Here is a 12,400-nt window from a genome sequence, read left to right as displayed (position 1 = left end):
CAGCCCCGCGAAATCCACAGCAAAACAGGGACCAGAACCGCAACCGCAACATAATCCGCACCGCAACATGTTCCGTATTATGTGGAATTCCACATAATACGGATGGGGCCACAGGCGAGCATGGCGATCTCCTGGACATCATCCGCTCCCGGACGGGGATCACGCGCTTCCCCGACCTTCTCGCCGAGGCCCGAGCGCATCTTGGCCGTCCGCAGCCGGTCGTCCCTGATAGGCAAGAGCCTAGGAAGGCCAAGGCGCCCGGTGGCACTCCTGCGGCGGCGGCGCGCTTGTTTGCTGCCTCGAACCCGATCACAGGCACGCTTGCGGAGACCTACCTCCGTTCCCGAGGCATCACCCAATTCGGGGCGAACGGCGCCTTACGCTTCCACCCGAAGTGCTGGCATCGGGAAGAGGGGCAGACCCGGAGCATCCCCAGACCGGCGATGATCGCGGCGGTTACCGATGGGGCAGGGGCCGTGCAGGGCGTGCATCGCACCTGGTTGGCAGCTGACGGGCAGGGGAAGGCGGCAGTGAATCCAGAGCGTCGGGCTATGGGTCACCTCCTCGGCAATGCTGTCAGGCTGACCCCGCAGGATGACATCCTCGTCATCGGCGAAGGCATCGAGACCATGCTGTCCCTGTCCGAGGCAATCCCAGGTCTGCCCGTCTGGGCGGCGCTCTCTTCGGGTCACCTCGGGGCGGTCCTGCTGCCAGATGGGCTGAAGCGCCTCTACATCGCGATCGATCGCGATCCGGCCGGGCAGCGCGCGGCAGAGAAGTTGAGCGCCAGAGCCTCCGAGGTCGGGATCGGTTGCCATGTGCTGGAACCGCGGCTCGGGGATTTCAACGATGATCTTCGGGCGAACGGCAAGGACGCACTGCGCCAGCATCTGGCAGGTCAGATCGGGCCAGAGGATCGGCATCGCCTGCCCAGCTGAGCTGCATCGCGCAGGGGGTCTGGGAGTGCGGGGCAGGGGGCAGCATCCCAGTCGTGGCTCTGGATCGTCGTCCTCACCCCATCCCGGGCCTTGCGCATCCACCCGTCAGCCCGCGCGGCCTTCAAGAGATGGGCAGGCCGTCAAAGCGGTTGCCCCTGCAAGGTCGGCAGGGAACCTATTTCCGCCGGCGGCAAAGCCGCCTTTGCATCGCGAGACAAATAGCTTCCCTGCCGACCTCCTCCACGCTGTTCCGGCCCCGGTGAAGCCGGGGTGAAGGGGCAACCGCCCCGACGGCTCGGGTCTGCCCATGAAGGCCGCGCGGGATGACGCGCGGACGAGACAGGCCCGGAGGCAAGAAACCGATGACGATCCATACCCACGACGACGCGTATGAACCCGCCCATAGCACATCCCAGACCGCCCATGCGCTCGACGAACTCCAGCTCTACGGCTATCGCCCCTTTGACGAGCCCGATCCGCGCCCGATGCCCGATGGGCAGCGCCTCGCCGTCGCCGTCGCCGACATCTTCGACGCCCTCGTCGGGACCCTCGAAGACACCCGCATGGAACCCGACCTCGAAGAAGTGCTCTGGGGCCAGGTCAACCTCTTCCACCGCGCCACGGCCCGGATCGAGCGGTCGCTCGATGAGAACGAACAGGCGCAGCGCCGCCTCCAGCGCGAGCAGGATGGCTCCGAGGTGAAGTCCGTCGAACTCGAGCGCCTGACGGCCGAAGGCCTGACGCTGATCGAACGGCGCAACTGCATGGACATGATGCGCGATCACGCCGCCACCGAGTTCGTCCATCACACGGGATCGACCTGGCGACCCCGCACCGGCTCGATGGTGAATCGCCAGCACATGACCGCCGCCCTGATCGACAGCCGCGACTTCCTGGCCGCCAAGCGCCGCGCCGAGACCGAGGTAATGCTTCCCGCAGGCCCCAAGGTCGCCCTCACCGGCGGGACCGATTTCAACGATCACCGCCTGATCTGGGGCAAGCTCGACCAGGTCCGGACCAAGTATCCCGACATGGTCCTCCTGCACGGTGGCAGCCCGAAGGGCGCAGAGCTCATCGCCGCCAAATGGGCCGAGGCTCGCGGCGTGACGCAGGTGGCCTTCAAGCCCGACTGGACCAAGCACGCCAAGGCCGCGCCCTTCAAGCGCAATGACGCGATGCTGGATGTGCTCCCGGTCGGGGTCCTTGTCTTCCCCGGAACCGGTATCCAGGAAAACCTCGCCGACAAGGCCAAGAAGCTCGGCATCCCGGTCATGAAGTTCGAGAAGGGGGCGTGAGCCCCCGACTTCAATCCGGGAAAGAACATTGTGGAAACGTCGAAGAGCGCTTGATATTGTGGTCTAGAGAGAGGCGCCAACAACATGTTCGACATATCGCAGCAAATGGAAGTGTTCCCGACAACGGTCGATCTCAAGCGGATCGACCCGTCTCTCAACATGCGGCGCTTCTATCGAATGAGCGTTCAGCCGGACCTGTTTGGCGGCGCATGCCTTGTGCGGGAATGGGGCCGTATCGGGTTTCGAGGGCAGATGCTAATCGAACAGCACCCGGACGAGGGGCATGCTGTGACCGCCCTGTTGAAGCTCGCAGCGAACAAGACGCGGCGAGGGTATCGAGCGGTCGCAGAGCAGAAGATGGATTGAAAAGCGGTGAATGAGATTTCGCCAAGCGTGTATTTCGCGTTTATTTTCGGTAGTTTCCGGCGGCTTCTTTGACTACGAATAGTGTAACGAATTCCGAGGCCTGTTGATGAACCCGACTGAAATTTACGATGCCCTTGCCGAGATTGCGGCCAAGCCATTTGATCCGAATGAATTCCCCTTTGCATTTGCTGAGGCGACGGACGCGGCCAAGGCTGCGATTTCGAAACTGCGCAATGGCTCGACCAACAAGTCGGATCTTTCTGGCGGCGTTCTGTTCAACAAGAAATTCCACTACGCGCCTGCACTAAAGGGTCTGACCGATGTCACGCTCGATCAGCTGCGCGCCTCTAAGAAAACCAAGGCGTCCAAGCCCGCGATCCTGATCGCGACCGATGGCGAAACCATTGCGGCTGAACATCCAGCTTCAGGCGATACACTGCATTGCACCTTCAGCGAGTTAGGTGATCATTTCGGCTTCTTCCTGCCCGCCGCGGGCAAGGAACGCTACCGCGCGGTCGAAGAGAACCCTGTCGACGTCAAAGCGACCGGCAAGCTCGCGCGTCTCTATGATGCGCTGACCAAGGCCAATCCCGATTGGGGTAGCGACGATCGGCGGCACGAGATGAACCAGCTGATGATGCGGCTCATCTTCTGCATGTTCGCCGAGGACGTGGGCATCTTCCCGGACAACCAGTTCTCGCGCCTTTTGTTCACCCATGCGGGCGACAAGGGCGAAGAGGCGCGTGAAACCATCATCGCCGCCTTCAACGCCATGAACTTGCCCAAGGACAAGCGCGGCGCCCTGCCAGCATGGACGGCAGAGTTAGAATACGTCAACGGCGGGCTGTTCGCGGGCACCATCGACGCGCCGCGGTTTGACACAATCGCCTTCCGCTACCTGCGCGATGCCAGCGATCTTGATTGGCGCGAAATCAACCCTGACATCTTCGGTTCGATGATCCAGTCGGTGGCTGATCCCAAGCAGCGCTCGGAACTGGGGATGCACTACACCTCGGTGCCGAACATCATGAAGGTGATCGGGCCGCTGTTCCTCGATGATCTGGATGCCGAGATCCACAAGGCCTGGGATCGCGCGAAAGCTTTGCAGCAGGTGTTGGACCGCATGTCGCGTATTCGCGTCTTTGATCCTGCCTGTGGCTCGGGCAACTTTCTGGTCGTGTCCTACCGCGAACTCAGAGCGCGCGAGACGCGCATCCTGCAGCGGTTGGAGGAACTCACCGGCCCCGGCTCGATGCAGATGTTTTCGGCCATCCCGATCAGCAATTTCTATGGAATCGAGATCGCGGACTTTGCGGCAGAGACTGCCAAGCTCGCGCTGTTCATTGCCGAGTATCAGGCCAATGCCAGCTTTGCCGAGGTTTTTGGTCGCCGTCCCGCTGCGCTGCCTCTAAAAGATGCGGCGCATATTCGCACCGGGAACTCTCTGCGTATTGACTGGGAAGAAGTCTGCCCGCCTCCCGGTGAGGGCGAGGAGGTGTTCATCGCGGGCAACCCGCCGTTCCTTGGGTCAACGTATCAGAGCAAAGAACAGAAGGCCGACCTTGCGCATGTCTTCTCCGGGCATGTAAAGAGCTTTGCCGCTTTCGACTTCGTGGCGGCATGGTTCTTCAAGGCTTCCCGCTACATCCGTGGACGAACCGCTCGGGCGGCCTTGGTGTCCACTAACTCGATTTGTCAGGGCTATTCTGTCGCCGCGTTGTGGCCGCATGTGCTGGAAGATGATCTGGAAATCGGATTCGCGCATAAGGATTTCAAATGGCAGAACAATGCTTCTTCCAATGCAACGGTCATGTGTTCGGTAATCGGCATCCGTAACCAGTGCAGAGAATCGAAGCGGTTGTTTGCGGATGGCATCGAGAGCGCGGCAGACAACATCAACGGATACTTGGTCAATGCCCCATCCGTCGCTGTGGAAGGAACGCGCACCGGATTGTTCGGCCTCGCCTCCATGGACTATGGCAACAAGCCAGTTGAGGGTGGTCACCTCATCTTAACTCAGGATGAAAAAGAGGCGTTAGTTGAGCGTGAGCCGCGTGCATCAGCATTTGTCCGACCGTTCATGGGCGCCGACGAGGTCGTTAATGGTTACCGCCGTTACTGTCTGTGGATCACCCCTGAGACTGTCGCCGAAGCAGAGGCCATTCCGGCAATAGCGGAACGCATCCGAGAGGTGAAAGCATTTCGTGCGAAAAGCACTGACGCATATGTGCGGGAAAAGCTGCTTCCTCTGTCGTATCGTTTTAAGCAAGTCTTCACCGCCGAAAACCATTCTATTCTGGTGCCGAGCGTCACTTCCGAACGCAGGCCATACCTTCCTGTCGAGCGTGTTGGTGCAGATGTTATCGCGTCGAACCTCAACCAAGTGCTCTATGACGCCCCTGAATGGTGCATCGCCCTGATCGCGTCACGCCTGCATCTCATTTGGGTTGCCAACGTGTGCGGAAAACTTGAGACGCGCTTTCGCTACTCCAACACCCTCGGTTGGAACACCTTCCCGGTGCCGAAGTTCAGTGAGGATCAGCTGGCAGAGCTATCCGCCTCGGCGCGGCGCATCCTCAAGTGCCGCTACTCGCATTTCCCCAAGACCATCGCCGAGCTCTACGACCCCGACAAAATGCCCGACGACCTGCGCGCGGTGCATCGGGAGAACGATGACCTCTTGGAAACAATGTATATCGGCCGCCCCTTCCGCAATGACACCGAACGGCTAGAGAAGCTCTTCAAGCTCTATGCCGCCAAGGTGAAATCGCAGGACAAGAAGGGCGCGCGCGCATGACGGGGGCCTATGTATTGTTCCAGATGTGGGGACCATTTCGCCAGTCGCTGATCGACGGGCACTTGTTCTATGTCGAACAGGCACGCAAGCGGCTTCTCACGCAGTTTGAGAACATAGAAGCTGAGGCAGACAAGGCCTCGGAAGACTGGCTCGAGAACAACAGCCACCGTTTCGATCCCGACCGAGACGATCCGGGGAGCTTCTATGAGGCGGCCGGAGAGGCCGGCATCGAGTTCTATCGCCTGCTCTCCGATATGCGTGATCAGACCCAGCTGAGTGTGGTCGCGGGCATGTTCCATGAATGGGACAAGCAGCTTCGCGATTGGCTGGTGCGTGAGATTGGACATTGGCACCGGGGGGATCTGGCCGCCGAAAAAATCTGGAAGGCGAACTTTTCAGACCTCGCTGACCTGCTCGAAGGCTTCGGGTGGAAGATCCGCAGTACTGGGTATTTCAAGCTGCTGGATGCGTGCCGACTTGTAGTGAATGTCTACAAGCATGGAGAGGGCACGGCATTTGAAAATTTGAAGAGGGAGTTTCCCGAGTACGTGGTCGATCCTTTTACGGACGAAAATGGCGTTAAATTCTACAACGACTTGGGTATTGAGTGGCGTGATCATACACACCTCAAGGTCAGCGATGTACAATTGCAGGCGTTCGCTGATGCCATCGTGTCTTTCTGGAAGGACGTGCCCGAGAACATCTCTAAGGCTGACGTTACCAGTGTTCCCGCGTGGTTCGAGAAGGCGATACTGAAGGATCGTGATCAGAAGGCGGGTGCGAAATGACCGATAAGAACGCGCCCCCAAAAACAAGCGAGGCGGCGCCCGAAGGCCCGCCTCATGATCTTGTCCACGGGAGGGGCCAGAAGCCTGCCGAAGCACCTAAAGGCAACCTCACCGCGTCTCACGAAGCAATAGATAGCGCTGATGTGGCCACGGATCAAGTTCAAACTCTGACCGATCTTAGGGTTCAGAAGCTGTTAACCGACTGCCTGAGCGACCGAAGACTGCAGCGATACGCCCCTGCGGCGGGTGATGCCGGGGTGGCGCGCGAGGACATCTACCTCTGGAACTGCGACCTGTCCGAGGCCTTTCACTTTGCATTGCATATGGCCGAGGTGACCTGCCGGAACAGCATACACAACGCCCTGACGTTCCGTGACCCGCGATGGTTTGAAAACGCAACTTTCCTGAAAATCCTGGACCCTGTTCGCAGGAAGGATATCGACAACGCAATCGCTGATGAGACCGATCAACACGGTGACGTTATGGACGCCCACCACATGGTTTCGGCTTTGTCTTTCGGGTTTTGGGAGCACCTGACGACCAAGCGGTTCCAGCGTTATCTGTTCCCGAAAGGGTTTCAGCGGGTGTTCAAGCACGCTCCATGGGATGCCAAGCTGGAAGACTTGCACGACTTGATCGAAAGCGTTCGCCGCTGGCGTAACCGCATCGCGCACCACAATGCGATCTTCGACAAAGGCCCATCTTCGAAGTACCAAGACGCGTTAAAGCTGATCGCGTGGTCCTCTCCGGACCTGGAGGCATGGGTAGCAACCCGATGCCGTGTGAACCAGATTATCAACGCGCGCCCGAAGGGAGAATGACATGGTTGAAATGGTGAACGTGACCTATGGGCGCTCCAATTCGACAACCAACAAGTTGGGCCAACGCCCGATGCAGGCCCGCGCCTATGCCGCACGAGCGGCGCAGTTCCTTTTGCTCAAAGCGCCCCCCGCAGCTGGCAAGAGCCGCGCGCTCATGTTCGTCGCTCTCGACAAGATGCTTCATCAGGGGCTGGAAAAGACGATTGTTTGCGTGCCCGAGACATCGATTGGCGGATCATTCCGCTCAACGGATCTGACCCGCTATGGGTTTGAGGCGGACTGGGACGTCGATGATCGCTGGAACCTCTGTTTGACCGGCGAGGACGCAGACAAGCAAAAGGTCAAGGCGTTTCAGGCGTTCCTGGAAAGCGATGCCAAGGTGCTGGTGTGCACCCATGCCACATTCCGCTTTGGTTTCGATGAGGTGGCAAGAACTGCGGGTATCGAGGCTTTTGACAATTGCTTCATCGCCATTGACGAATTCCACCATGTCTCTGCCTCCGACAACAACCGGCTGGGCGTGATCCTGCGCAGTCTGATTTCCCGAGCGGAATGTCATGTGATGGCAATGACCGGCAGCTATTTCCGCGGGGATGCGGATCCAGTGTTGCGGCCAGAGGATGAGGATCGGTTTACCAAGATCACCTACAGCTACTACGAGCAGCTGGAAGGCTACGAATTTCTCAAGGCACTCGGGATCAACTACGAATTCTACAAGGGCAATTACGTCAACGGATTGCCAGGGGTGCTGAACCCTGACCAAAAGACGATCATCCACATTCCTCATCGGGGGTCGTCCGAGGCATTCGACGACAAATACAACGAAGTCGGAAAGATTCTCGACCTCTTGGGTGTCCATGAAGGTCGCGATCCTGAGACCGGATTTGATCTGGTCCGCAGGCCAGATGGGCAGATTCTGAAAATCGCCGATCTGGTTGATGACGGACCAGGCCGGGACATCGTTAAATCTGCGCTTTCGCGAGAGATCAAAGGCACTGATGGTCGTCGAGACGATACGTCGGACCGCGAGAAGGTCGACATCATAATTGCGCTTGGTATGGCGAAAGAAGGGTTCGACTGGGTCTGGTGTGAACATGCCCTGACGATCGGCTACCGGTCATCGCTTACAGAAATCGTGCAGATTATCGGGAGAGCCACTCGCGATGCGCCGGGTAAGCCGCGTGCGCTCTTCACCAACCTGGTTGCCGAGCCGGGTGTGGAAACCGGCGTTGTGACGGACGCGGTCAACGACATGCTGAAGGCCATTTCTGGTTCTCTGCTTATGGAGCAGGTGTTGGCACCCAACTTCAAATTCTATCGGCGCGAGGATGGCGACGTGCGTGCCCCGGTCGGGACTGACGCCGAAGGCAACGTTACAATCGGTATCAAGGGACTGATTGAGCCACCCACTGATCGAGCTCGGGAAATCTGCGAGAAGGACATGCACGACTTGATGGCTACCGCCTACCAGGAAATGGATAGACGGGTCCTTTCTCCCGACACGGCGCCTGAGGTTGCCACGCAAATGGTTCTGACGGACATCATCGAGCGCAGATACGAAACTCTGGATTCAGAAGAGGCCGAGTCTGTTCGGCAACACCTTGCGGCGCATATGAACGTGCTAACTTTGGCGCGGCGAGAAGCTGAGCGTGGCTTCGCTGAAGGGCAGTCACCTTTGACCGGCAGCCCCGGCAAGGCGGACGCTTCTGACGACGATGGGGATGAAGCCGGAGACAGCGCCCCCAATACGCTGCTGCAGATGGTCAAGAAATTCATCAACGTCCGCGACATCGATGTTGAGCTCATCGATAGCGTGAACACGTTTCGTGAACGGTTCGAGGTCGCATCGAAGTCTTTGAACTCGGAGCTCTTGGCACATGTCCAATCGGCGATGGTTGCATTGCGGGTCAATATGACCGGCGACGAGGCTCGAACACTTTGGCCGAGGATCAAGGCGTTCCGGGCCAGTGAAGGACGTGAGCCGAACGTTCATTCTGCCGATCCCCTGGAGAAGCGGATGGCAGAGGCACTGGCCTGGCTGAAAGCTGAGAAGGCGAAGCGGCTGCGCGAGGGCGCGATGCAATGACGCGGCCGAGCTTGGATGACATATTTGCGGAAGACGATGAATTCGGCCTGTTGGACGTTAGGCTGCGCGGCAGCCGCGCCACTGTAGTTTCCGACCAAGGGGCTGGCGCGCTGAGAGAAGTCTCAGCGTTCTTTGAGAAACACGGGCGCGTTCCCGATCCTGATGCGGTGGACCATGACGAGATGCGGCTCGGTTCGATCTGGGCATCGATCAAGTCTGCGCCGACAGACCAGATGCGGCTGGAGGACCGGTTTGGACTCTTGGACGACGAGACAGCGCAGGCATTGAAATCATGGCGAGATGAGCCGCTAGTTTCTGACGTGCCTGACAGCCTAGATGATATTTTCGACGATGAAGAGCTTTCCGTCGATGCGTCTCTGATCGATTTGAAACATACGACGCCTGCCGCAGAGCGACACTTGCCCGATCATCGGGCGGAATTTGTTCCCTGTCGCGATTTCGACCAGTTCGCAGAGCGTTTTGAAGCGGTGCAGCAGGCTTTGGAAGCGGGCGACCGCCAAGCACTGCCCGTAAAGAAATGGTCCGTGATTGAGCCCATAGAAGGCGACTTCTTCATCCGCAACGGCCTTCTCGCGATGATCGCTGAGAAATCCGAGATGTCCGCGCGAGGGGGCTCTCGTGACCACAGACTTCGGGTCATCTTTTCCAACGGCATGGAGAGTGATCCTCTTATGTCTTCGTTCCGCAAGTCGCTCAACGACGATAAGACGGCCAGAATGGTTCAGAAGGTCGGGCTTGGTCCCCTCGATCCGGACTGGGAATCTGATCAACTCGAATTGTCTGGGACAATTTACGTCGCTCGGTCGCGCTCGGATGATCCGTCGATCAGAACTCAGCGAATGATCCTGCACAAGATCGGTGTCACCAGTCAGGATGTTTCGCGCCGGGTTGCAGACGCTCGCAACGATCCAACTTTTTTGCTAGCACCAGTGGACATCGTCGCGACCTACGAGCTTCAAAACCTGTCCCGCCGCAAAGTTGAGAACCTTCTCCACCGCTTTTTCGCGACGGCCAGGCCGGCAGAGCTCTTTGTGACGGATCGCTTCGGGAAGAAGGTCTTTCCAAAGGAATGGTTTTACGTTTTGCCGGACCATGTCGGCCGTGCGGCGAAACTGATTGAAGAGGGGCGCCTTCATTTGTTCGAGTACGACGTTCAATCCCAAGAAATCGTTGCGAAGGTTTGACCAGGAAAAGGCGCGGCGGGCTACCAGCGCGACGGAAAAAATAATGTTGGTTGGCTAGGTCTGATAAGTCGATCTTTGATAGAAATACGCGTTCCTGCCCTTTTCGGCGTTCCGTTGGCCGATAAAACCTCTAATTCACGCGCTTGTGCCAATTCGGATAGTACCTGAAAAATGTCGTCGTTGGTGCCCGCTGTTCGATTGCCAATCTCATCCAACAGGCGTGCGACGTCCAACTGCCCATTTTCCATCATTTGGTGGACTTCGGCTGGCAGGGCGTTCACGAGCTCCGTACTCAATTTGGTTCGATCGATCTCTGAAAAGTTGAAGAGCGAGTCGCAACTTTCGATCAACCGCGTGTCATACCCCAAAGAAAATAAGCTGCCAGAACCAATGTGGGTGAAGCTGTTCTGTTCCTGCCAGTGCACGCTAAGCATCTTGTCGCGGGCAGCTTGGTGTTGCGATAGGTGTGCAAGCATCATCCATCGGTTATCCGTGCGCGACCACAGCATGAATGGCGTGAAAAACTTGGCCCCACTTTTTGCGTGAATGTGCGCCATGAGCGCGCGCTGCGTCAGGGCGCGGCCCATATGTTCATCTTTTCGCTGTCTCCAATCAGCGATGAAGCGGGAGTCGATACCAAACTGTTGGTAGAGAGGAAGTTCTGCCGAGGCGTCCTGGAGATAGTTCAAGAGGCTATCGATGGCGAAATTGAGCACGACCTCTGCTCTATCAAGGGCAGTGAAGATCGTCTGTATCGCTGACATTGGCACGTCGGAGTAGCCAAACTGATCCAAAAAGAAAATGGATCGGCCTTTGCGCTGAGTCTGCGTGATCTCAGCCATGATTGTCGGCAAGTGTTCTACAAACTTTCCTTCTAATACAGAGATCTGCGGGTCGTTCTCTTTGTACCCTCTCCCGCGCAGCTCCCTCTTCAGGGCGGCCACATGCTCGCGTTCGTCATCCACAAAGATAAAGCGTGCATTGATTTCCAGAGGCTTTGCGCGACCTTCGTTCAGTCTTACGGTCGCCTCTTCAACAGCATTGAGGAGAACAAGCGGGCTCCCGGCTCGTGTCTCGTTTCCATCGGAATATGCGCCGCCTCCACTGAATCCATCCACGAGAGTAATATTCAAACGATCTTGTGCTGGGTTGCGAACCACTGTGTCGAAATAGACATCAAGATAGTTCTTGAGGACATCGAGCTTACGCTTGGTATGTTCCTCAATTCGCGGGAGATTGCCATCAGGTCCCCAGATGAAGTTCGTCGCCATCGCGTTCCTAACTCGTCAGCTCTGCCATTATTTCTTTGGGAACAATCTGCCATGGAAAGCCGTTCCACTCAGCCCCCTCGAGAAGCCGTCCGCCAGACTTTGGACGGGCTCCCCCCCACTGCTTGAAAAAGAATGCAACGTCGTATTTTTCACATGCCAGGCGTAATTCTGTTGCCCATGACGGTTCCATCGGCCTCGCCTTTGGTCCACTTTCTCCCCCGACGATTGCCCAGGCTATGCCACTCAGATCGACGTTCCCGATCCTGCCGAGCAATGGCTCAAACGAAATAAATCGCGCTTCTGAGTTGATTTGGCGCAGGTGTTCGATTCGGCTCTTGTGTGCGCTGTCCTCGACGGACACGCCGAGCCAAATGTGCGAAGGGACTTTTTCTCCAGAGTACCTCTTCTTCACATAGTTTCGCATCAGCGAAGAGCGTTTGGTAAGAACCTGATACACATGCCAATTGGCCCTCTCCATCGCGTCAAAAACGGCGTCGATGTGACTGATTGGAATATCCTTGTGAAATAGATCGCTCATTGAATTGACAAAAATCATACGCGGCTTCTTCCAACGAGCCGGTTGGTCAAGTCGTGACGGCCAGAGACGCAGATCAAATCCTTGTTCGTAAGGATGCCCTTCTATACCACGCCACCGCTCCGCAAAGCGTTCCGCATAGCAGTTGTCGCAGCCCGGACCGATTTTTGTACAGCCGGTAACGGGATTCCACGTCGCGTCTGTCCACTCGATTTCAGATTTCTGTGCCATCCTGCTCAATCCTTTTTGACGGCCACTCTACGCTGGTTGGCACAAAGAGGGAACATCCAATCTGGGC

At 57.6% G+C, this 12,400-nt stretch carries 10 protein-coding genes; 8 read left to right on the top strand and 2 right to left on the bottom strand.

The genetic code is table 11. The features are described 5' to 3' along the window. Positions 1-50: 50 nt before the first annotated feature. From KTQ37_RS16805 to KTQ37_RS15220, 8 genes are all read left to right on the top strand, one after another. Positions 51-938 (top strand): DUF7146 domain-containing protein, encoded by an 888-nt coding sequence (locus KTQ37_RS16805; RefSeq protein WP_413243728.1) that lies wholly within the window; start codon positions 51-53, stop codon positions 936-938. Positions 939-1,300: 362 nt separating this feature from the next. Further along, positions 1,301-2,233, top strand: coding sequence for a DUF2493 domain-containing protein (locus KTQ37_RS15250; RefSeq protein WP_218631368.1), 933 nt, complete (start codon positions 1,301-1,303; stop codon positions 2,231-2,233). A gap of 84 nt (positions 2,234-2,317) precedes the next feature. After that, positions 2,318-2,599, top strand: coding sequence for a WGR domain-containing protein (locus KTQ37_RS15245; protein ID WP_218631367.1), 282 nt, complete (start codon positions 2,318-2,320; stop codon positions 2,597-2,599). Positions 2,600-2,705: 106 nt separating this feature from the next. Further along, on the top strand, positions 2,706-5,396 hold the full coding sequence (locus KTQ37_RS15240) for a class I SAM-dependent DNA methyltransferase (protein ID WP_218631366.1): 2,691 nt from the start codon (positions 2,706-2,708) through the stop codon (positions 5,394-5,396). Then, complete coding sequence (locus tag KTQ37_RS15235) at positions 5,393-6,184, top strand: hypothetical protein (RefSeq protein WP_218631365.1); 792 nt, start codon at positions 5,393-5,395, stop codon at positions 6,182-6,184. The genes KTQ37_RS15240 and KTQ37_RS15235 overlap by 4 nt, the downstream gene beginning before the upstream one ends. After that, positions 6,181-7,005 carry an Abi family protein gene (locus tag KTQ37_RS15230; protein WP_218631364.1) on the top strand — a complete coding sequence of 275 codons (825 nt, stop codon included), beginning with the start codon at positions 6,181-6,183 and terminating at the stop codon, positions 7,003-7,005. The genes KTQ37_RS15235 and KTQ37_RS15230 overlap by 4 nt, the downstream gene beginning before the upstream one ends. A gap of 1 nt (position 7,006) precedes the next feature. Further along, entirely contained in the window at positions 7,007-9,091 is a 2,085-nt protein-coding gene (locus KTQ37_RS15225; RefSeq protein ID WP_218631363.1) for a DEAD/DEAH box helicase, read from the top strand. Further along, positions 9,088-10,296: a GIY-YIG nuclease family protein gene (locus KTQ37_RS15220; protein ID WP_218631362.1), complete on the top strand. Its 1,209-nt coding sequence runs from the start codon at positions 9,088-9,090 to the stop codon at positions 10,294-10,296. Before KTQ37_RS15225 ends, KTQ37_RS15220 begins: the two co-directional genes overlap by 4 nt. A 20-nt stretch (positions 10,297-10,316) precedes the next feature. On the opposite strand, the gene KTQ37_RS15215 is transcribed toward KTQ37_RS15220, so the two are convergent. Further along, positions 10,317-11,567, bottom strand: a complete 1,251-nt coding sequence (locus KTQ37_RS15215; protein ID WP_218631361.1) for a three-Cys-motif partner protein TcmP — start codon at positions 11,565-11,567, stop codon at positions 10,317-10,319. A gap of 7 nt (positions 11,568-11,574) precedes the next feature. Continuing rightward, positions 11,575-12,333: a DUF5131 family protein gene (locus KTQ37_RS15210; RefSeq protein ID WP_095590964.1), complete on the bottom strand. Its 759-nt coding sequence runs from the start codon at positions 12,331-12,333 to the stop codon at positions 11,575-11,577. Positions 12,334-12,400 lie beyond the last annotated feature (67 nt).

The organism is Sedimentimonas flavescens, from assembly GCF_019264375.1.
GTDB lineage: Bacteria > Pseudomonadota > Alphaproteobacteria > Rhodobacterales > Rhodobacteraceae > Rhodobacter > Rhodobacter flavescens.
Note: the sequence above shows the minus strand (reverse complement) of the source record. Positions and strands in the feature narration are given on the sequence as shown.